General features: G+C 39.2%; 20 protein-coding genes. 19 read left to right on the top strand and 1 reads right to left on the bottom strand.

The annotated features are described in order from the left end of the window. Positions 1–2 precede the first annotated feature (2 nt). The 12 genes from smc to MOK21_RS06545 all read left to right on the top strand — a co-directional run bounded on the left by smc (position 3) and on the right by MOK21_RS06545 (position 12983). Positions 3–3584 carry a chromosome segregation protein SMC gene (smc, locus tag MOK21_RS06600; RefSeq protein ID WP_249073157.1) on the top strand — a complete coding sequence of 1194 codons (3582 nt, stop codon included), beginning with the start codon at positions 3–5 and terminating at the stop codon, positions 3582–3584. Next, positions 3581–4798: a signal recognition particle-docking protein FtsY gene (gene ftsY / locus MOK21_RS06595; protein ID WP_249073156.1), complete on the top strand. Its 1218-nt coding sequence runs from the start codon at positions 3581–3583 to the stop codon at positions 4796–4798. The genes smc and ftsY overlap by 4 nt, the downstream gene beginning before the upstream one ends. Positions 4799–5280: 482 nt before the next feature. Further along, positions 5281–5616 carry a putative DNA-binding protein gene (locus MOK21_RS06590; protein ID WP_249073155.1) on the top strand — a complete coding sequence of 112 codons (336 nt, stop codon included), beginning with the start codon at positions 5281–5283 and terminating at the stop codon, positions 5614–5616. Between the two features lie 12 nt (positions 5617–5628). Then, positions 5629–6987 (top strand): signal recognition particle protein, encoded by a 1359-nt coding sequence (gene ffh, locus MOK21_RS06585; protein WP_249073154.1) that lies wholly within the window; start codon positions 5629–5631, stop codon positions 6985–6987. 94 nt (positions 6988–7081) lie between these two features. Then, complete coding sequence (gene rpsP / locus MOK21_RS06580) at positions 7082–7354, top strand: 30S ribosomal protein S16 (protein WP_049668417.1); 273 nt, start codon at positions 7082–7084, stop codon at positions 7352–7354. Between the two features lie 15 nt (positions 7355–7369). Further along, a complete protein-coding gene (locus MOK21_RS06575) occupies positions 7370–7603 on the top strand; it encodes a KH domain-containing protein (protein ID WP_004269410.1) in 234 nt (77 codons plus the stop codon). An 812-nt stretch (positions 7604–8415) separates the two neighbouring features. After that, positions 8416–8931: a ribosome maturation factor RimM gene (gene rimM, locus MOK21_RS06570; RefSeq protein ID WP_249073153.1), complete on the top strand. Its 516-nt coding sequence runs from the start codon at positions 8416–8418 to the stop codon at positions 8929–8931. Next, complete coding sequence (gene trmD / locus MOK21_RS06565) at positions 8931–9668, top strand: tRNA (guanosine(37)-N1)-methyltransferase TrmD (RefSeq protein WP_249073495.1); 738 nt, start codon at positions 8931–8933, stop codon at positions 9666–9668. Before rimM ends, trmD begins: the two co-directional genes overlap by 1 nt. A gap of 117 nt (positions 9669–9785) precedes the next feature. Continuing rightward, complete coding sequence (rplS, locus tag MOK21_RS06560; protein WP_010858422.1) at positions 9786–10130, top strand: 50S ribosomal protein L19; 345 nt, start codon at positions 9786–9788, stop codon at positions 10128–10130. A 106-nt stretch (positions 10131–10236) separates the two neighbouring features. After that, positions 10237–10806 carry a signal peptidase I gene (gene lepB, locus MOK21_RS06555; protein ID WP_249073152.1) on the top strand — a complete coding sequence of 190 codons (570 nt, stop codon included), beginning with the start codon at positions 10237–10239 and terminating at the stop codon, positions 10804–10806. A gap of 251 nt (positions 10807–11057) precedes the next feature. Then, complete coding sequence (gene ylqF, locus MOK21_RS06550; protein ID WP_249073151.1) at positions 11058–11933, top strand: ribosome biogenesis GTPase YlqF; 876 nt, start codon at positions 11058–11060, stop codon at positions 11931–11933. A gap of 291 nt (positions 11934–12224) precedes the next feature. Next, positions 12225–12983, top strand: coding sequence for a ribonuclease HII (locus MOK21_RS06545; protein ID WP_249073150.1), 759 nt, complete (start codon positions 12225–12227; stop codon positions 12981–12983). A gap of 57 nt (positions 12984–13040) precedes the next feature. On the opposite strand, the gene MOK21_RS06540 is transcribed toward MOK21_RS06545, so the two are convergent. Next, the gene (locus tag MOK21_RS06540; RefSeq protein WP_249073149.1) at positions 13041–13256 is read right to left on the bottom strand and encodes a hypothetical protein; all 216 of its coding nucleotides are present in this window, start codon (positions 13254–13256) and stop codon (positions 13041–13043) included. Positions 13257–13421: 165 nt separating this feature from the next. On the opposite strand from MOK21_RS06540, the gene MOK21_RS06535 reads away from it, so the two are divergent. From MOK21_RS06535 to trmFO, 7 genes are all read left to right on the top strand, one after another. Then, positions 13422–15317, top strand: a complete 1896-nt coding sequence (locus MOK21_RS06535) for a hypothetical protein (RefSeq protein WP_249073148.1) — start codon at positions 13422–13424, stop codon at positions 15315–15317. Beyond that, the gene (locus MOK21_RS06530) at positions 15314–15610 is read left to right on the top strand and encodes an EscU/YscU/HrcU family type III secretion system export apparatus switch protein (protein WP_249073147.1); all 297 of its coding nucleotides are present in this window, start codon (positions 15314–15316) and stop codon (positions 15608–15610) included. Before MOK21_RS06535 ends, MOK21_RS06530 begins: the two co-directional genes overlap by 4 nt. 166 nt (positions 15611–15776) lie before the next feature. Further along, the gene (sucC, locus tag MOK21_RS06525) at positions 15777–16937 is read left to right on the top strand and encodes an ADP-forming succinate--CoA ligase subunit beta (RefSeq protein ID WP_249073146.1); all 1161 of its coding nucleotides are present in this window, start codon (positions 15777–15779) and stop codon (positions 16935–16937) included. A gap of 17 nt (positions 16938–16954) precedes the next feature. Beyond that, the gene (gene sucD / locus MOK21_RS06520; protein ID WP_249073145.1) at positions 16955–17857 is read left to right on the top strand and encodes a succinate--CoA ligase subunit alpha; all 903 of its coding nucleotides are present in this window, start codon (positions 16955–16957) and stop codon (positions 17855–17857) included. A gap of 324 nt (positions 17858–18181) precedes the next feature. Further along, entirely contained in the window at positions 18182–19078 is an 897-nt protein-coding gene (dprA, locus tag MOK21_RS06515) for a DNA-processing protein DprA (protein WP_249073144.1), read from the top strand. 92 nt (positions 19079–19170) lie between these two features. After that, positions 19171–21249, top strand: a complete 2079-nt coding sequence (gene topA, locus MOK21_RS06510; protein ID WP_249073143.1) for a type I DNA topoisomerase — start codon at positions 19171–19173, stop codon at positions 21247–21249. Positions 21250–21267: 18 nt separating this feature from the next. Further along, complete coding sequence (gene trmFO, locus MOK21_RS06505) at positions 21268–22581, top strand: FADH(2)-oxidizing methylenetetrahydrofolate--tRNA-(uracil(54)-C(5))-methyltransferase TrmFO (RefSeq protein ID WP_249073142.1); 1314 nt, start codon at positions 21268–21270, stop codon at positions 22579–22581. Positions 22582–22893 lie beyond the last annotated feature (312 nt).

The following is a 22893-nucleotide window of genomic DNA, read 5'->3' as shown; positions in this document are numbered from 1 at the left end:
AGATGTTCCTAAAACGACTCGAAGTGATTGGCTTTAAATCTTTTGCGGAGCGCATTGGAATTGATTTTGTACCCGGTGTTACAGCAGTGGTTGGACCAAATGGTAGTGGGAAAAGTAATGTCACTGATGCCATTCGTTGGGTGCTTGGGGAGCAATCGGCAAAGTCGTTACGTGGGGCAAAGATGGAAGATGTTATTTTTGCTGGTAGTGACTCACGTAAGCCGCTAAACTTTGCAGAGGTAACATTAATTTTAGATAATACAGATGAACAGCTTGCTTTTTCATATACGGAAGTCAGCGTAACAAGACGCGTATACCGTTCAGGTGATAGTGAATATTTACTCAATAACCAGCAGTGTCGCCTGAAGGATATTACGGACTTGTTTATGGACTCAGGACTTGGGAAAGAGGCCTTCTCCATTATTTCACAAGGTCGTGTCGATGAAATTTTAAATAGCCGACCTGATGATCGTCGCTCGATTTTTGAAGAGGCAGCTGGCGTGTTAAAGTATAAACTGAGAAAGAAAAAGGCAGAACATAAGCTTGTTGAAACAGACGAAAACTTGTATCGTGTTTTAGATATTTTACATGAGCTAGACAGTCGTCTAGAGCCGTTAGAAGTTCAGGCATCAAGTGCAAGAGATTATGTGCAAATGTCAACAGAGTTAAAGGATTTTGATATTGCTATCCTTGTGCACGATTTAAAAAATTGTGCACAATCTTTGCATGCTCTGAAAGCTGAATACACAGAGCTTTATGAAGCAGAGCAAAAACAAGCTCATCATATTTCTTCGATAGAAAAGCAAACTACAAGTGTTCGTAAACTTTTAAAAGAGCTAGATGATTATCTAGATACGACTCAGGCTGAGTTTGTTAATGCAACGATGGAAGTGGAACGTTGGGATGGTCGTAAAGCGTTAATGGCTGAAAAGCGACAAAATGCTTCTAATCAACTGCTTCAATTGAATACAGCATTACAAGAAGCAAAAGATGAGGTTGAAGCGCTTATAGCTCAAGAGCAAGAGAAAAAAGAATTGTTCACTGAAAAACAACAAGAGGTTTCTGAACTGAAACAAAGCATTAAGCAATTAGAACAATCTTTAAATCGCTCTGTTACTGAAATCGAACAAGAAATTGAAGAACAAAAAAATCGATATATCGACTCTTTAAACGAAGAAGCAACGGTTAAAAATGAATTAAAAAACATTGAACAACAATTAGTGCAGCAAAAAGCAATGGCGGCAAGAATGTCTGGCCAAACTGATGAAATCGGGCAAGAGCTTGCGCAAATTCTTGCGGAAAAAGAGAAGCTAGTTGTTGCTCATACTACAACAACTAACGAATTGCAGGGAAAACTAGAGCAATATGAAGCATTGCAAATACAGCTTAAAAACGTTAATGCATCATTCAATGAAAAGCAGGATATGCTGTATAAAGCTTATCAGCATCAGCAGCAACTAAAAGCTAGAAAAGATACGCTAGCTGAGCTTGAAGCGGATTTCTCTGGGTTCTTCCATGGTGTCAAAGAAATATTATTAGCACGTGATAAAGGTGAATTAGCTGGAATTGAAGGAGCCGTTGCCGAGTTAATTCAAGTGGATGGTAAGTATTCCCAAGCTATCGAAACAGCATTAGGGGCTGCCTCTCAGCATATTGTGACAACCAATGAACAATATGCTCAACAGGCAATTCGTTGGTTAAAACAAAAGCGAGCTGGACGCGCAACATTTTTACCTAAAACAGTTATCAAGTCACGGAAGATCAATCTATCTATGATTCAGCTAGCCACTGAGCACCCAGCATTTGTTCAAATGGCTGATGCACTTGTTACGTTCGATGAAAACAACCGCACAATTGTAGAAAACCTTCTTGGTAATGTTATCGTTGCATCAAGCTTAGAAGGTGCTAGCCAAATTGCTCGATTATGTGGATTTAGATATCGTGTTGTAACACTTGATGGTGATATCGTCAATGCAGGCGGTTCATTAACAGGTGGTGCAATGAAGCAACAATCTTCACTTTTTACAAGAAAAGCGGAATTAGATGGTTTAATCGTAAAGCTAGAATCATTGGAGGCATCTATTTATAGTGCTGAACAGGCTGTGTCAGCTGAAAAAGAGAAGCTTGCATCATTACGAGACAAAGTAGAACAATTAAAGCTTGACGGTGAGCAATTGAGAAAAGATGAAATACAACAGGCGAGTCGTATACGTGAGCTAGAGGTTACTGAAAAAAGCTTATCGGCACGTGTATCTTTTGCTTCTAATGAAACACAAGATGTAAAAACACGCGAAGAAGCATTGTTAGCACAAAAGGAAACGGCTACAGAGCGTTTAAATGCATTAGCAACAGAACTGTTAGAGATCAACGAAACAGTGGAACAACTAAGCAAGGTTAAGCTCCAAAGTGAGTCGGAGAAAGATGTACTTCGAGAGCAGTCAGCAGAAAAACGTTCGCAATTGGCGGTAATGCAGGAGCAAATGTCGCAAGTACAAATTGCTTCAGCAGAGATAGCACTACAATTAAACAAAGCTCGACAAAAAGTAGAAAATATTTCTCAGGAAATAATCTGGCTGCAATCTGATGAATCGACAAAAGTTTTAAGTGATGAAGAAGTGGATGAGCAGGTTGCTACATGGAAATCGAGAAGAGATTCTCTACAAGACACTATTTCTCAGAAAAAAGATGAAAAAGTAGCAAAACAACAAGAGCTTACTACTTTAGAAGAACAGCTAAAGGAGTTGCAACGTACACATAAAGGATACCTTGAAGCGATACGTGCAAATGAACTTAAGCGAAGTCGCGTAGAATTTGAAATCAATAATTTCAATGAACAGCTAGAAGAAAACTATCAGCTAACAATGGAAGAAGCCGAGGAGCTAGCCCTTGAAATTGAAGATGAAGAGCATATGCGACGTCGAGTGAAATTACTGAAGAAATCGATAGAGGAGCTAGGTCCTGTTAATTTGAGCGCTATTGAGGAATACGAACGCGTGCTTGAACGTCATTCATTTTTAACAGAGCAACGCGAGGATCTACTTGCTGCACAGGAAACATTGCATGAGGCTATTAAAGAAATGGATGAAGAAATGACGCTACGATTTAGTGAAACATTCTATGCCATTCGAGAGCAATTTAAACGCGTATTCCGTGAATTGTTTGGCGGAGGTCAGGCTGATTTGGTATTATTGGACCCTCAAAATCTGCTAGAAACAGGTATAGAAATTGTAGCACAACCACCAGGAAAAAAATTACAAAATCTGAGCTTGCTTTCGGGTGGAGAACGTGCATTAACTGCCATCGCTTTATTATTCTCTATCCTAAATATACGTCCTGTACCATTCTGTATTCTCGATGAGGTAGAGGCGGCTTTAGACGAGGCGAATGTTGTTCGATATAGCCAATATTTGAAAAAATTCAGCCGTCATACGCAGTTTATTGTGATTACACATCGTAAGGGAACGATGGAGGGCGCAGATGTGTTGTATGGTATTACAATGCAGGAATCTGGTGTTTCTAAACTTGTATCAGTAAAATTAGAAGATGAACCCGTACTTGCGGAGCAAAGGAGCGAACAAGCATGAGTTTTTTTAAACGTTTAAAAGATAAATTGGTAGGCAACCCCACCGAGGAAGAAAAAGTAGTAGCAATGAACGAAGAAGAAGCTACTGAACAGGAGCAAGACGACGTAACAGTGCCTGCTCAAATTGAAAAAGTAGAGGAAGTTTCTGTAACGGAAAGCCCAATTGAAACAGAAATTCCTGGAACAATAGAAGACCAAGAACAACAAGAAGTTGCGATTGTGGAAGAACCTGAAGTGGAGAAAAAACCTTCTGCATGGTCTATTACACAAAAGTTCAAGGCTGGACTAGAAAAAACGCGTAATTCCTTTACTTCTAAAGTAAACGACTTGGTTGCTCGTTATCGAAAAGTGGACGAAGATTTCTTTGAGGAATTAGAAGACTTATTATTACAGGCAGACGTTGGCTTTGAAACAGTAATGGAGCTAATGGACAAATTACGCTTCGAGGTTCAGCGTAAAAATATCAAAGATACAAATGGTATTCAGGCGATTATTTCTGAAAAACTTGTAGAAATTTATGAGCAAGGAGAAGAAGATTTAATCGAGCTTAATATGCAACCTAAAGATGAGCTTACTGTCATTTTATTCGTTGGGGTAAACGGTGTTGGGAAAACGACAACCATCGGTAAACTTGCCCATCGTTTAAAATCACAAGGTAAAACAGTTGTTTTAGCGGCAGGTGATACTTTCCGTGCTGGTGCCATTGATCAGTTACAAGTATGGGGAGACCGTGTCGGCTGTGAAGTGATTAAACAATCAGAAGGATCAGATCCAGCGGCGGTTATGTATGATGCAATTCGTGCGGCGAAAAATCGGAAAGCAGATGTGTTAATTTGTGATACAGCAGGCCGCCTGCAAAACAAAGTAAACTTAATGAATGAGCTTGAAAAAGTTCATCGAGTAATCTCTCGAGAGGTACCGAATGCTCCACATGAAGTACTGTTAGCATTAGATGCAACAACAGGTCAAAATGCACTTGTCCAAGCTCAAACATTTAAGGAAGCTACAAATGTGACAGGGATTGTTTTAACAAAACTTGATGGTACTGCAAAAGGCGGTATTGTTCTTGCTATTCGAAATAAATTACACATCCCTGTGAAGTTTGTAGGTCTTGGTGAACAAATGGATGATTTACAACCATTCGATGCAGAACGCTATGTGTATGGCTTATTTGCGGATGGTTTAGATAAAGAATTACAAAATAATGAGGATTAGGTTTCATCCCCAAAGGTTGTAGATGACTTTTATTAAAACGTATACTATGTAAATAAGTTGATTGGAGTGAAGGCTGGACGCCCCCAGGAAGCTCTGTGCGAAAGCGAAGCGACAGCAACAAATGTTTTATCTGTGCGAAAGCGAAGCGACAGCAACAAATGTTTTATCTGTGCGAAAGCGAAGCGACAGCAACAAATGTTTTCTGTAGCGAAAGCAAAGCGTCAGCTATAAAGCGCCCAGTCGGAACGGAAATCAACCACACGTTTTGGTGATAGTCCGAGGATCAACATTTGAGTAAGTAAATTTGTAATTGCGCTCGTCTGTGCAGGTGAATCGCATTGTTTAAAAGAGAAATACTAGCTATAGGTGAAAAACACCTAAAAAGCAGTTAATTAAGGCTTTTAGACAAGGAGATTACCTTGACACAGACGGGCGCTTTTCGTTATGATACAAGGGACTAATAACGGGAGGAGAAACATTCGATGCTACTTGAAAAAACAACACGCATGAACTTTCTCTTCGACTTTTATCAAGCATTATTAACAGATAAGCAACGAAGTTATATGGAACTATATTATTTAGATGATCACTCGCTTGGAGAAATCGCTGAATCGTATGGAGTTTCACGCCAAGCTGTTTATGATAATATTCGTCGAACAGAAGCGATGCTTGAAGAATATGAAGAAAAACTATGTTTATTGGAAAAATTCCAACAACGTACACAAATGCTTGCGCAGCTAACAACAGGGATTACTGAAAAAAGTATGACGGTTGAAGAGCAGCTGGCGCTTATAGAACAGTTGAAAGAATGGGATTAGGAGGCGAAAGCAATGGCTTTTGAAGGATTAGCGGAACGACTCCAAGGAACGATCCAAAAGATTAAAGGTAAAGGTAAAGTATCGGAACAAGACGTTAAAGAAATGATGCGAGAAGTCCGATTTGCTTTAATCGAGGCGGATGTTAACTTAAAAGTAGTCAAAGAATTCGTTAAAAAGGTCAGTGAACGTGCTGTCGGTGTGGATGTTATGCAAAGCTTAACACCAGGTCAGCAAGTTATTAAAATCGTACAAGACGAGTTAACAGAATTAATGGGTGGCGAGCAAAGCCCAATCAAATTTAATACTAAGCCACCAACTGTTATTATGATGGTCGGTTTACAAGGTGCCGGGAAAACAACAACTACTGGTAAATTAGCAAATGTATTACGTAAAAAATATAATCGTAAGCCATTACTAGTTGCTGCAGACGTGTATCGCCCAGCGGCTGTTCAACAGCTACAAACATTAGGAAAGCAGTTATCCCTACCTGTTTTTGCGTTAGGAACTGATGTATCTCCAGTAGAAATTGCACGACAGGCAATTGAGTTGGCCAAAGAAGAACATCATGATGTTGTGATCATCGATACAGCTGGGCGCTTGCATATCGATGAAGAATTAATGCAGGAATTAAAAGATATTCGTGCATTAAAAGAACCGGATGAAGTGTTCCTAGTTGTAGATGCTATGACAGGTCAGGATGCTGTAAACGTGGCAGAAAGTTTTAATGAAGCAATCGGCATTACAGGGGTTGTTTTAACAAAACTTGATGGTGATACACGTGGTGGTGCGGCGTTATCAATTCGTTCCGTTACACAGAAGCCGATTAAATTCGTCGGTATGGGTGAAAAGATGGATGCGCTCGAACCTTTCCATCCTGAGCGTATGGCGTCTCGTATATTAGGTATGGGTGACGTTTTATCGCTTATTGAAAAAGCTCAGGCAAATGTTGACGAAGCAAAGGCTAAAGAACTAGAAGAAAAATTTAAAACGCAGAGTTTTACGTTTGATGACTTTGTTGAACAATTGCAGCAAGTAAAGAAAATGGGTCCGCTTGACGAGATTTTGAAAATGATACCAGGTGCCGGCAAAATCAAAGGCTTAGACAATGTTAAAGTTGATGATAAGCAAATGGGCCGCGTAGAAGCGATTATTTATTCGATGACACCAGCTGAAAAGACGAATCCAGAAATCATTAATGGTAGCCGTAAAAAGCGCATAGCGAAGGGTTCAGGGACGTCAATTCAAGAGGTAAATCGATTAATAAAGCAATTTGATGAAATGAAAAAAATGATGAAGCAAATGACAGGCATGGCAAGTGGCAAAGGTAAGAAAAAGATGAAACTACCAGGCTTTGATTCATTGTTTAAATAATAATTTATAGGTGTTAAGAAAAAACACTTTACAAACAACCTAAACATTGATAATATACTATCTTGTGTGAAACTTATTCGGAGGTGCTATTAAAATGGCAGTTAAAATTCGCTTAAAACGTATGGGAGCTAAAAAATCTCCTTTCTATCGTATCGTAGTTGCAGACGCTCGTTCACCACGTGACGGTCGTTCAATCGAAACAGTTGGTACTTACAACCCACTAACTAAACCAGCTACTGTAAACATCGATGAAGAGAAAGCTCTTAAATGGTTAACTGACGGTGCAAAACCATCAGATACAGTACGTAACTTGTTCTCAGAACAAGGTATCATGGAAAAATTCCATAACCAAAAATTCAGTAAATAATCGGGGGCGACGTCTTTGAAGCAGCTGATTGAAGCAATCGTTTTACCGTTAGTCGATTATCCAGAAGAAGTTCGTATAGAGACGGATGAAAATGCAAATCGAATTGTTTATAAACTTTTTGTTCATCCAGAGGATCGAGGGAAAGTCATAGGCAAGCAAGGGCGAGTAGCGAAAGCGATTCGTACAATTGTTTATTCAGCGGCGGGTAGTCACCATCAAAAAAAGACCTACGTCGATATATTGGATTGATAGAAAAGATTTTCACGCTCTTTTACATGCGACAAGCACTGGAGAGTCCTAATAGGTATGTTTACATGCGGTTAGGAATTTAAAGTGGCCTTGAGGTAAAGCGTAAAATCTGGACTAAAAAGGAAGGAGCTTGCCAGTTCCTTCCTTTTTTCATTATCATAATTACATGGAGAGATTATTGAACATAATGACATTGAGGAAAACAAGTCAACGTCAAAGTTAAAACTCCATCCACCAAGAGTTAATCTGCTTTTGTAGGTGAAAGGTGAGAGAAAAGTCACTTTTTAATCGGTTAGCAAGTAGCTTGATGGGGATGAGATGTTTTAACATTTTTTATCTTCATTCAGTAAAAACTCCCGCCTCTTAAGGTGGTGAGATGAATAAGGTGTAATTCCTTTTCAGTGGATGTCAAGCACCTGCTGAAATAGAGGAACTTAGTCTAAGAACGCCACATCCTGTGGCATTTTATCTGTGCGAAAGCGAAGCGACAGCAACAACACGGTTTTTTCTGTGCGACAGCAACAAGGGTTTTTTCTGTGCGAAAGCGAAGCGACAGCAACAATGAATGATCGACCAACATCGTGTTGCTGCCGCTGCGTTAACACTACGCTTTCGTATAAAAAACATCTGTTGGCCCAAAGCCTCTGGCGGATGTCATGGATTTTGAACGGAATAGGTGTTAGGCTAAAATATTCGCATCTGCGAAAGCGGCTAACTGACCGACATCGTGTCGGTCATTGTGCAGGCCTGAGCACAATTCAAAATCTGGACGAAATTACGCCAAGGCGAAATTGATACGAGGTGAGATTTGAATGGAATGGTTTAATGTAGGTCGTATTGTCAATACACACGGTATTCGTGGTGAGGTACGTGTGTTATCAACAACAGATTTCGAAGATGAGCGCTTCGAAGTTGGAAATAAGCTTGCAGCATTTAAAAAAGACGATAAAAAACCAACGTGGGTAACAATTGAATCAATGCGTCGTCATAAAAATTTTATTTTATTGACTTTTGAAGGAATGAATAACATCAATCTTGTTGAGCATTTCAAAGAAGGAATGCTTAAAATTACAAAAGATCAAATGACAGAGGATTTATTAGAGGAAAATGAATTTTTCTACCATGAAATCATTGGCTGTACAGTTGTTTCTGAAGAAGGCGAAACAATCGGAGCGGTGATCGACATTCTTCAAACAGGTGCAAACGATGTATGGGTAGTCAAGGGCGCTAAAAAAGAGCACTACATCCCATATATCGAGGATATCGTCAAGGAAATTGACGTAGATGAGAAGAAAATAGTGATACACGTAATGGAAGGTCTGCTATGATGAATATTCATGTGTTAAGTTTATTTCCGGATATGTTTACAGGCGTCTTTGGTGCATCCATATTAAAGAAAGCGCAGGAAAAAGGTGCTGTAAATCTGGAAGTAACTGATATTCGTGGATTTTCGGGTAATAAGCATAATCAAGTAGACGATTATCCATATGGTGGTGGTGCGGGAATGGTGTTAAAACCAGAGCCGATGTTTAGCGCAGTAGAGGCCATCACTGAAGGAAAAAATCCTCGGATTATTTTGATGTGTCCACAAGGTGAGCGCTTTACGCAAAAAAAAGCAGAAGAGCTAGCTCAAGAAAAAGAACTAGTATTTTTATGTGGCCATTACGAAGGTTATGATGAACGCATTCGTCAGCATCTTGTTACAGATGAGATTTCAATTGGAGATTTCGTATTAACGGGTGGAGAGCTAGGGGCTATGACGGTTATAGATAGCGTTGTACGACTTCTACCGGGGGTTTTAGGACAAGCAGATTCCCACATACAAGATTCGTTCTCAACGGGCCTCCTAGAGCATCCACATTATACACGTCCTGCTGAGTTTCGCGGGATGAAAGTACCTGATGTTTTACTATCAGGTAATCATGCAAAGATTGAGCAATGGCGTGCGGAAGAATCTCTGAAACGAACATTCGAGCGTCGCCCGGATTTACTTGAGAATTATCCATTAACAGACAAGCAAAAATTGTATTTAGAAAAACTTAAAAACAATAATAAAGATGCTTGATTGCTATCTATATTTATGATAACATCTATTCTGTACTTCTATGTGAAGTACTGAATTACGGTGTTCCGCTGTGGCATAGATTGCGTGCAAGAGCATCTGTCTAAGGAGAGAAAAACAATGTCAAACATTATTACAGAGATTACAAAAGCTCAGCTTCGCACTGATCTACCAACTTTCCGTCCTGGTGATACTGTTAAGGTACACGTGAAAGTAGTAGAGGGTACTCGTGAACGTATCCAAGTATACGAAGGTGTAGTAATTAAACGTCGTGGTGGCGGTATTAGCGAAACTTTCACAGTTCGTAAAATTTCTTATGGTGTAGGTGTTGAACGTACATTCCCTGTACACACACCAAAAATCGCTAACTTAGAAGTTGTACGTCGTGGTAAAGTACGTCGTGCTAAACTTTACTACCTACGTAACCTACGTGGTAAAGCTGCTCGTATTAAAGAAATTCGATAATTATGACTTAAAAGTGAGGGGCTTGTGCAACAAGCCTCTTTTCTTTTTGCTTGTCATCTTAAATAGCTATCAACTAAAATGAGGATAGACAAGGGGGCAAATCTCAATGGAAAAACAAGTGAAGGAAAAGAATGAACTATGGGAATGGACAAAGGCGCTTCTAATTGCATTTGCGATTGCAGCAATTATTCGTTATTTTTTATTTACACCCATTGCAGTAGATGGCCAATCCATGATGCCAACCCTTGAAGATGGCGACCGTATGATTGTGAATAAAATTGGTTATAAAATAGGTGAACCAAAACGCTTTGATATTGTTGTATTCCATGCTCCTGAGAAGAAAAACTATATTAAACGTGTTATCGGGCTACCAGGAGAGACTTTGGAATATAAAAATGATCAATTATACATTAACGGTGAACCGATTGATGAACCGTATTTAGATGCCTACAAATCAGAAATTACAGAAGGTACTTTAACCGAGGATTTTACGTTAAAAGACATTGATGTAAACCTAAAAGATAATGTAATTCCGGAAGGCTATGTGTTCGTTATGGGAGATAATCGTCGATACAGTAAGGACAGTCGTATTATTGGAGTCGTCGATCAGAAAGAGATTATTGGTAATACAAGTCTGATTTTCTGGCCGTTTAGTGAAATTAAAATTGTAAAGTAATTCTTGAAAGGGAGAGATCAATTATGCCTTGGCATAATTGCGTCTGGAATCGGCTTTGTGCTTAGGCCTGCATGACGCAGGTCAGTTAGCCGTTATCGCATGGATGCGATGATTTTAGGCTAACATCCTCTGTGAACTCCTTTCCGATTCCATGACACCCGTCGGAGGCTTTAACTTCTTTCAGCAGGCGTTTGGACACCTGCTGAAAGAAGTTAAAACTCCCTTTTTCTTTTAGTTTAGGAGGTATAGATATGACTATACAATGGTTTCCAGGGCATATGGCAAAGGCTCGCAGGGAAGTAACAGAAAAATTAAAGCTAGTTGATATTATATTTGAATTAATAGATGCTCGTTTACCTCTATCTTCACGAAATCCGATGATAGATGAAGTGATTAATCAAAAACCGCGTCTCCTTATCTTAAATAAGTCAGATATGGCAGATGAACATGAAACACGTAAATGGGTTGAATACTTTGCACAAAAGGGTCATAAGGCAGTAGCAATCAATTCCCTTGAAGGTAAAGGATTACAGCAGGTTACAAAGGCTGCTCAAGAAATATTAAAAGAAAAATTTGAGCGTATGAAGTCACGTGGGATGAAGCCAAGAGCCATTCGTGCAATGATTGTTGGGATTCCTAACGTAGGGAAATCGACGCTAATTAATCGCCTAGCAAAGAAAAATATAGCAAAAACGGGGAATACCCCAGGGGTTACTAAGGCTCAGCAATGGATAAAGGTTGGTAAAGAGCTTGAGTTACTTGATACACCAGGTATTTTATGGCCGAAATTTGAAGATCAAGAAGTAGGTTTTAAATTAGCCTTGACTGGTGCTATAAAGGATACAATAACGAATATGGAAGATTTAGCTGTTTATGGTCTACGCTTTTTATCCACTCATTATCCGTCACGAATGGAAGAACGCTATGGCTTACAGTTTATCCATGAAGATTTAGTAGATACCTTCGATCATATTGGTAAACTTCGTCGTGTTTTCGGTCCTGGAGGAGAAATCGATTATGATCAAGTAGCTCAACTAATCGTACGTGATATTCGTGGGTTACAATTAGGCAAGCTAACATTTGACTTTGTTGACGAACAACTTGAAAAAGAAACAGAGCAGCAATAAAGAAAACTGTCATACTCACGCCAGAAATCGTGAGCATGACAGTTTTTCTTTTAGGAATACTTATTCTTGCCGATATAGGATATAGAACGAGAAAAAGAAGCAAAAATATTTTTGAATCAATAGGAGCTTTTCATTATAAAGTAGGATTACTTTCCGTTTCAACTGGGCGCTTGGTAGCTACCGCTTCGCTCTCGCTACAGCAAACATCCGTTGGACGAAAGCCTCTGGCGGATGTCACGGAAAAATTACCGAGGTATAATTGATCTGATGAACCAAAAAGGGAGTAAATAGATGAAAACGATTAAAGAAATTACTGCAGCATTGAAGGAAGCGGAGGGATGGCAGGACTGGATGACAGGGGTAGCAACTGATGAACGTACAGGTGTGCAAAAGGCTTGGCAAAGCTGGAATAAGCGCCAAGAGAAAAAACAACAGTTACTCCAGGATCATCAAGCGAAAGTCAATTTTGACCAAAGTTATGGCGGAGAAGATACCTTAATCGCAGGGGTAGATGAAGCAGGGCGTGGACCGTTAGCAGGGCCAGTAGTAACAGCCGCTGTTATTTTACCAACAAACTGTGAGGCTCTAGTCGGATTAAATGATTCAAAGCAATTATCAAAAGATAAACGCAATGCCTATGCGGCTTTAATAAAGGAACATGCATTAAGCTATTTTATCCATTTTCAATCGGCACAACAAATTGATAATTTGAATATTTACGAAGCGACGAAGCAGTCGATGAAGACAAGTGTAGAATCGTTATCTATTAAACCTAATTATGTATTAGTTGATGCTATGACGCTACCAATATCTATTCCACAGGATTCAATTATTAAAGGGGATGCGAAAAGCTTAGCTATTGCAGCTGCATCGATATTGGCGAAAACGGCTCGAGATGACTATATGGATCAATTAGATGAAGAATTTCCTATGTATGGTTTTGCTCAGCATGCAGGTTATGGAACAAAGCAGCATTTAATAGCACTTGAAGAGTTCGGACCAACTATTCATCATCGCAAGTCATTTGAACCGATAAAGTCAATGCTTTAAAGAATTTTGAAAACAGAATACGAAAAATAAGAGGCACATCACCTAAAGTTCAGCATGCTATTTGATAAAACGTATATCATGTGGATAAGTTGATTGGAGCGGAGACTGGGCGACTCCTTGGGGATCAGCGAGAGGGGAACGAAGGCTAAAACCATCACATCCTGTGATAACGCCTTCGTGACCAACATCCTGCTGTTGCTGTCGCTGCGCTTTCGCACAAGCAAAACCCTCTGCTGCCGCTGCGTTAACACTACGCTTTCGCGCAAAAAACATCTGTTGCCCCGACGCCCCCAGGAAGCTCTGCTCTGCGCGAAAGCGAAGCGTCAGCAACAAAGCGCCCAGTCGGAGCGGAAATCAACCCTATGCTATGGTGAGGAACATGAGCGAAAAATAAAAAGCCAATTACGCCAAGAAGTAATTGAGGAAAGGAGTATGTATATGACAGCCACATCTTTTAATCCGATTCAAATGCAACAAACTGCTTCAACCTCCGTTAATCAGCCACTCACTTTAAAACAAGGTCAAGTTTTTCAAGGAACCATCAAGCAATTATATCCAGATCAAATGGCAGAAATACAAGTTGGACACCAAAAGTTTGTTGCTAAACTTGAAGTCCCGCTAAAAGCAGGTGACAGCCATTTCTTTCAAGTAACGGGTACAAGCCCGCAAACAGAACTAAAAGTTGCTACAGGTCCTATGGCACAAACGGCTACCCAAGGTCAACAAATTAATCAGTTACTGGAGTCAATGAATTTACCAAAAACAGCGGAAATGCAGCAGCTTTTAGCTCATTTTATGAAAGCTCAGCTGCCAATTTCAAAAGAACAGCTAATGCAGGCAGAAGTTTGGTTAAAGGCTTTACCGGAGGGCGTTAATAAAATAGATGCCTTACAAGCCATTCAAAAAATGGTGGAGTTAAAAATGCCAATGACAAATGATGTTTTTCAAGCTCTTATTAGCGGACAAAAAACTGCTGGCATGGTTTCCGTAATGGAAAACTTTACACAACTTTTAACGAAGGATATAGCTTTACCAGAAATGCTAAAGCAAAATTTAATGCAGCAGGTACAGGCAATTGCGAAGCCTTTTGAAGTAGAAACAGGTGGTTTAGTACTTGCTAAATCCATCCAAATATTAACTAATAATACTGCTTCTATGAGTGAAAAGATTCAAGCCTTGAATATTTTAAAGGAGGCAGGGATACTTCCACAGCAGGCAACCTTGCAAAATTGGTCTAGCTTAAGCGATGTAAAGTCTATGCCGTCAAATCCGCTGCAACAGGCTGGACAAGTTATTCAAACAATTTTAACGACAAAATCTGACAATATCAATCATCTTGTAGACCAGCTTAAATCATGGACTGCGAATCAAAGCTTATTAACCAACGAACAAAAGCAGTCCGCCAATCAACTGATCGATCGCTTTAATCAGCTACCTGCAACTAAACAAACTCTAGAAATTTTTGCAAAACAAATGCAAGAACAACTTATAAAGGCGTTTGCAGAAAATTCCTCGGGGCGTTTATTTACACAAGATGCCAATGCTCTTTCGGTGAAAGACCATTTATTATCACTTATAAAGCATGAAGCAACCACTCCGCTACAAAACGAAGCATTCATGCGAAATCTTATGAGAAATAGTGTTGAATCACCGCAATCCATGATTCAGCAGATCGTTACTCAAGCAGATGCCCATGTACAAAATTCTATGGACAGTAAAGCAATGGAGCATGCACTTAAAACGGTTTTAAAAAACCTAGGAGTTAGCTATGAAGCGACACTTAGTGATAAGTCAACAGATATGCAGCAGATTGCACATCAATTAAAACCGCAGCTACATACATTATTGCAAGAAACACATATTGCTCCCCAGCTAAAGGAAGCAGCAGAAATGTTAATGACACGTATGAACGGTATGCAGTTAGCATCAGGCGAGAATGGTCATCAGCATCAGCTTATTATGCAAGTACCATTAGAATTCTTCGGCAAGAAAATGGATGCCACATTACAGTGGAATGGACGCATGAAGAAAGACGGTAAAATTGATGCGAATTACGCGCGGATATTATTTTATTTACAAATGGAATCTATGAAAGAAACGGTTATTGATATGCAGGTTCAAAATCGTGTAGTTTCTGTGACAGTTTTTAATGAAAATGATGATATCATTCCGCTTGCAGAACCACTAAAAGCAGCGTTAAAAATAGGTTTAGCTGAAAAAGAATATCAACTTTCAGGCGTTTTTATTAAGCAATTTGAAAAAGCCCAACCTGCAAAAACAACCCCTGTAGTAGAACAGCAGGAGGAACATAGTGGGGTGGATTTTCGCGTATGAGTGAAGAAAAATTTACTCGAAAAGAGGCTATTGCTCTCACTTATAAGTTAGGCAGTTTTGATAGTCCAACAGTAGTAGCGAAAGGAAAAGGCAAAATAGCAGAAAATATATTAGCGCGCGCGAATGAGCATGATGTCCCTATTTATGAGGATCCAAACCTTGTTCAATTACTTGGACAATTAGATTTAAATGAGTCAATCCCAGAAGAATTGTATGAAGCTGTTGCTGAAGTTTTTGCATTTATTTATCGATTAGATCAACAATATGCTCAAAAATATAGAAAAAACGAATAATTCTGATTATCATAAAACTCTGTTTTAGTACACAAAGCAGAAAAAAGCGTCATATTAATAGATAAAAAACGAATAAGAGACAAGGTATAGACTTTATCAGAATCTTTCGTTAGAATAGATTATGTTAGTAAAACAATTTTGCAAATGTTTGATGGGAGGATGTATTATGAATATCCATGAATATCAAGGGAAAGAGATTCTTAGAAAATATGGTGTAGCAGTACCAAACGGAAAAGTTGCTTTTTCCCCTGATGAAGCAGTGAAAGTAGCGAAAGAACTTGGCTCTAATGTGACTGTAGTCAAGGCGCAAATTCATGCAGGTGGGCGCGGAAAGGCAGGAGGCGTAAAAATCGCTAAAAACCTTGACGAGGTGCGTACATACGCAAAAGAATTACTAGGTAAAATTTTAGTAACTCATCAAACAGGTCCAGAGGGAAAAGAAGTAAAACGCTTATATATTGAAGAGGGTTCTGATATTCAAAAAGAATACTATTTAAGTTTAGTATTAGACCGTGCAACATCCCGGGTAACGATGATGGGGTCTGAAGAGGGTGGCATGGATATTGAAGAAGTAGCGGAATCAAATCCAGAAAAAATCTTCAAAGAAGTTGTGGATCCTGTTGTTGGATTAACAGGTTTCCAGGCACGTCGCATGGCGTTTAATATGAATATTCCGGCTAACCTAGTAGGGAAAGCTGTTAAATTAATGTTAGGCTTGTATCAAGCATTTATCGACAAAGATGCTTCTATTGTTGAAATTAATCCACTTGTTATAACTGGACAAGGTGAAGTCTTGGCATTAGATGCTAAATTTAATTTCGATGCAAATGCGTTGTATCGTCATAAAGATATTGTCGAATTGCGCGATTTTGATGAAGAAGATCCAAAGGAAATCGAAGCATCAAAATATGACCTTAGCTATATTTCTCTAGATGGCAACATTGGCTGTATGGTTAATGGAGCTGGTCTTGCAATGGCTACAATGGACACAATTAGTTATTATGGCGGAAGCCCTGCTAACTTCTTAGATGTAGGTGGCGGTGCAACGGCAGAAAAAGTAACAGAAGCTTTCAAAATTATTCTGTCTGATCCACATGTAAAAGGTATTTTCGTAAACATTTTTGGCGGAATTATGAAATGTAATATTATTGCCGAGGGTGTTGTGACAGCTGCCAAAGAAATTGGCTTAGCTGTACCGTTAGTTGTACGTTTAGAAGGTACAAATGTGGAACTTGGAAAAGAAATTTTAAATGCATCTGGTTTAAACATCGTTGCAGCTGATTCAATGGCTGACGGTGCACAAAAAATTGTGGGACTAGTAGGCTAAGGAAGGCAGGGAGAACAATGGCTGTATTTATTGATAAAGATACGAAGGTAATTGTACAAGGGATTACGGGCGAAACAGCGCTTTTCCATACGAAGCAAATGCTTGAGTATGGTACTAAAATTGTAGCTGGTGTAACACCAGGTAAAGGTGGTCTTGAAATCGAAGGAGTGCCTGTATTTAACACTGTAATGGAAGCTGTAGCTGCAACAGGCGCAACAACTTCAGTTATTTATGTACCTGCACCATTCGCGGCAGATGCTATTTTAGAGGCAGTTGATGCTGAATTAGAATTAACAATCTGTATTACTGAACATATTCCTGTCCTTGATATGGTTAAGGTTAAACGTTATATGGAAGGTAAAAAGACACGTCTAGTTGGTCCGAACTGCCCAGGTGTTATTACGGCAGATGAATGTAAAATTGGTATTATGCCTGGTTATATCCATACGAAAGGGCATGTAGGAGTTGTTTCTCGCTCTGGTACGTTAACATATGAAGCTGTACACCAATTGACACAAGCTGGTATTGGCCAAACTACAGCTGTAGGTATCGGTGGTGACCCTGTCAATGGTACGAACTTTATCGATGTTTTGGAAGCGTTTAACAACGATCCGGAAACATATGCAGTTGTTATGATCGGGGAAATTGGGGGTACAGCTGAAGAAGAAGCGGCTGACTGGATTAAAGCGAATATGACGAAACCTGTCGTTGGCTTTATCGGTGGACAAACAGCGCCTCCAGGAAAACGTATGGGTCACGCTGGTGCTATTATTTCAGGTGGTAAAGGGACAGCAGCAGAGAAAATTAAGGCCATGAATGCTGCTGGTATTGAAGTAGCAGAAACGCCATCTGTCATTGGTGAAACCCTTATTAAAGTCATTAAAGAAAAAGGGCTATACGAAAAATGTAAAACCCATTAAAATGGAAGATGTAGCACGTTGTGGCTACATCTTTTTCTTTAACTTCTTTCAGCGGGTGTGTGGACACCCGCTGAAAGAAGTTAAAGCCTCCGGCGGATGTTATGGAATCAGAAAAGAGTGCTTTGCAGGCAAAGTACAATGCAGATTCCAGAGAATTATGCCAGGGTATAATTACTTTAGACACGGCTTTCATATGCTTCTAACGGAATTGTGTTCAAGAGATGAAAAACTTCCTACTTACTTTTTAAAAGGACCTTTCCTAAAAAAGCTGTGTCATTAAAGATGCGGTCATTTAATTTCTTCTATATAAAAGGAGGTTTTTAAATGATTTTTTCAGTCGATACACAGAGATTACTAGCCTTACATTATATTTACCCATTACCACTTCAAAAACTTCAACAATTATTGTCCCCGGTGGATATACTAAGTTATTTTGAAGAAGCGCCCCCCTACGAGATTTCAAAAGCACTGCAAATTCCATCGCACAAAGCAATGGAAATATCCCAAAGGTTTCGACAAATTATGACAACGTCGTTTGAAGAAGCTTATGAGCGGGCAAATATTTTCCCTATACCTTTTCATCATCCTTTTTACCCGGCGCAATTATTTGAAATATCAAGTCCACCTACTGTATTGTATGTGAAAGGTCGGTATTCGCTAATAACGAAAGAAAAACAAGTAGCCATTATAGGTTCTAGAAAGGCTACCGTCTATACAAAGACTGCGATGGATCTAATCGTTCCACCTCTTATTGAACACGAATATACAGTTGTAAGCGGGCTAGCAAGAGGGGCTGATACGATAGCTCATGAAACAACGATAAAATTCGGTGGGTCCACAATTGCAGTACTTGGCCACGGGTTTAATTATATATATCCTAAGGAAAATGAGTCTCTCAATAAGCATATGGCGGAGCATCAGTTACTTATCACAGAGTATCCGCCATATATGAAACCTGAAAAATGGCATTTTCCAATGCGTAACCGAATCATTAGCGGATTGTCCAAAGCTTTGGTTGTAACAGAAGCGGCATTAAGAAGTGGTACGCTTATTACAACAGAATATGCATTAGAGCAGGGAAAAGATGTATTTGTAGTACCGGGTCCAATTAATGCAGAACAATCAAAAGGCACAAATAAACTACTATTAGAAGGAGCTATTCCAGTGTGCAATGGTCACGAAATCGTTGAAACACTTACGCTCTTTTCTAACAAAAATTGAAAAAAAGTTGCATTATCTTAAAATCTGTTATACATTTTGCAACAGGTAACTTAAAAAAATTAGCAATAAACCTCTCTAAGGGGGAGACATAGATGGCGGATTATTTAGTGATTGTAGAATCACCAGCAAAAGCAAAAACAATTGAACGATATTTAGGGAAAAAATATAAAGTGAAAGCGTCTATCGGGCATGTTCGTGATCTACCACGTAGCCAAATGGGTGTTGGTCCTGAAAATGATTTTGAACCTAAATATATTACTATTCGTGGTAAAGGTCCTGTTTTACAGGAATTAAAGTCTGCAGCTAAAAAAGTGAAGAAAGTCTTCCTAGCGGCCGATCCAGACCGCGAGGGAGAAGCGATTGCTTGGCACCTTGCGACTGCGTTAAATATTGATATCAATTCAGATTGTCGTGTGGTTTTTAATGAAATTACAAAGGATGCAATTGTAGAATCGTTTAAAAATCCACGTCCTATTAATATGGATTTAGTAGATGCACAGCAAACACGCCGTATTTTGGATAGACTTGTTGGTTATAACATTAGTCCGATCCTTTGGAAAAAGGTTAAAAAGGGATTATCAGCGGGACGAGTACAATCTGTAGCACTACGCATGATTATTGATCGTGAAAATGAAATTAAAAATTTCCAACCGGAAGAATATTGGACAATTGAAGGATCTTTTGAAAAAGGTAAGAAAACGTTCGATGCGCTTTATTATGGTAATGGCAAAGAAAAAATTAAATTAACAAATGAAGAACAAGTAAAATCTATTTTAAAAAATGTTAAAGGTACAAGTTTTGAAGTTGTCAATGTATCTAAAAAAGAACGTAAACGAAATGCAGCACCTGCTTTTACAACATCTTCTTTACAACAAGAGGCCGCACGTAAGTTAAATTTCCGTGCTAAGAAAACGATGATGCTTGCCCAACAATTATATGAAGGTATTGATGTTGGTAAAAAAGAGGGGACAGTCGGTTTAATTACTTATATGCGTACCGATTCTACACGTATTTCGGACACAGCAAAAACTGAGGCGATTGCCTACATTGAATCTAAGTACGGTAAAGAATTCATCTCCACGGAGTCGAAGCAAGCTAAAAAAGCATCCAATGCACAAGATGCCCATGAGGCCATTCGTCCAACTAGTACGATGCGAACTCCAGATGAATTAAAAACAGTGCTTAGTCGTGACCAATTGCGCTTATATCGTTTAATTTGGGAGCGCTTTATCGCTAGTCAGATGGCGCCGGCTATACTTGATACAGTTGCTGTTGATTTACAAAATGGGGATGTTTTATTCCGTGCAAACGGCTCACAAGTTAAATTTGCTGGCTTTATGAAGTTATATATTGAGGGTACAGATGATCAAACAGAAGAAACAACAAAGCTTCTACCTGTAATGGAAGTTGGCGATCAAGTAAAATCTCTTGAAATTGAGCCGAAGCAACATTTTACACAGCCACCACCACGCTATTCAGAGGCGCGTCTTGTAAAGACAATGGAAGAGTTAGGTATAGGGCGCCCGTCCACATATGCACCGACCCTCGATACAATACAGCGCCGTGGCTATGTCGTATTAGATGCAAAACGATTTATGCCGACTGAGCTAGGAGAAATCGTGCACCAACTCGTACTAGAGTTTTTCCCTGATGAAATAAATATCGAATTCACAGCACAAATGGAGCAAGATTTGGATGATATTGAAGAAGGTAGTCGTCAGTGGAAAGAAATTGTCCGTGAGTTTTATAAGGATTTTGAGGTCCATGTAAAGCATGCAGATGAGGCTATGGAAAAGGTTGTTATAAAAGATGAACCCGCTGGCGAGGATTGTGAGCTTTGTGGATCTCCAATGGTCTATAAGCTTGGGCGATATGGGAAATTTATGGCTTGTTCAAACTTCCCAGATTGCCGCAATACAAAAGCAATTATGAAACCTATTGGCGTAAAATGTCCTTCATGTGAAACAGGTGAAATTGTAGAACGAAAGAGTAAAACAAAGCGTTTATTCTATGGTTGCAATCAATACCCTGAGTGTGAATTTGTTTCTTGGGACAAGCCGATTAGTAGACCATGTCCGAAATGTAGTGCATTATTAGTAGAGAAAAAAATTAAAAAAGGTGTTCAAATTCAATGTACGAAATGTGACTATGAAGAGACACCTACTCAATGATAGAAAGATGGTAAGAAAATGACTGAACAAGTAGTAAATGTAATAGGCGCAGGTCTTGCAGGTAGTGAGGCTGCTTGGCAAATTGCTCAACGTGGTGTGAAAGTTAAACTTTATGAAATGCGTCCAGTAAAGCAAACACCAGCTCATCATACTGATAAATTTGCAGAGCTTGTTTGTTCAAATTCACTACGTGCAAATGGACTAACAAATGCCGTAGGTGTAATTAAAGAAGAAATGCGTATTTTAGATTCCGTAATTATGAAGGCAGCAGATGCATGTTCAGTACCAGCAGGCGGTGCCTTAGCGGTGGATCGTCATGAATTTGCGGGCTATGTGACAGACTCAGTGAAAAACCATCCTCTAGTGGAAGTCATTCATGAAGAAGTCACTGAAATTCCAGAAGGCATAACTGTTATTGCAACAGGACCCCTAACATCGAAAGCTTTAGCTGAAAAAATTCAAGGCTTAACAGGTTTAGATTATCTATATTTCTATGATGCTGCAGCACCAATTATTGAAAAAGACAGCATCGATATGGAAAAGGTTTATTTAAAATCTCGTTACGATAAAGGGGAAGCAGCTTATTTAAACTGTCCTATGACAAAGGAAGAATTTGATCGTTTCCGTCAAGCGTTAATCGAAGCAGAGGTTGTGCCATTAAAAGAATTTGAAAAGGAAATTTACTTTGAAGGCTGTATGCCGATTGAAGTAATGGCTGCTCGCGGGGAGAAAACAATGTTATTTGGACCGATGAAGCCGGTAGGTCTAGAAGATCCAAAAACAGGGAAACGACCTTATGCAGTTGTTCAATTACGTCAAGACGATGCTGCAGGAACTCTTTACAATATCGTTGGCTTCCAAACACATTTAAAATGGGGCCCACAGAAAGAAGTATTGCAGTTAATTCCGGGATTAGAGAATGTTGAAATCGTTCGTTATGGAGTTATGCATCGAAATACGTTCATTAATTCACCAAAGGTTCTAGAGAAAACTTATCAGCTTCGCGAACGAAAAAATATTTTCTTTGCAGGCCAAATGACAGGTGTCGAAGGATATGTTGAATCTGCTGGTAGCGGATTAATTGCTGGTATTAATGCAGCTCGATTAGCGCTGGGACAAGAACAAATTATCTTCCCATTCGAAACGGCATTAGGAAGTATGGCGCGTTATATAACAGAAGCACAATCGAAAAACTTCCAGCCGATGAACGTTAACTTCGGAATTTTCCCTGAATTACCACCGGGACGTCGTTCAAAACCAGAGCGTGCAGAGATGCATGCTACACGTGCAATAAGCACAATTCGTAATTTTGTGAATTCACAAACAATTTGATTGCAAAAAGCCTCTAAATGTTGATATACTCTTAGAGGCTTTTTCTTTTTGTAGACAAAATGCTGATTTACACGTATTTTATTATTTTGTATGGAGATTTTCTCAAAATATAAACATTTCCACTTGCTATATGATGAAGATAGGTATAGTGTCAATATGTATGTTTTCTACATTAACGATACCCAAAGTGACAACCTAAAGAGGATAAATGAAAATTGACATGCTTTTAATGGCAAGTGAAAGCAATTCAGGCTCATCAGCCAGTGGTGGCATTTGTAAAAAACCACGTTGGCGACGACCTGTAATTTGAGA

It is taken from the genome of Lysinibacillus sp. BPa_S21 (genome assembly GCF_023337795.1).
In the GTDB taxonomy this organism is placed as follows: Bacteria; Bacillota; Bacilli; order Bacillales_A; family Planococcaceae; genus Lysinibacillus.
This window is presented reverse-complemented; position numbering and strand designations above follow the sequence as displayed.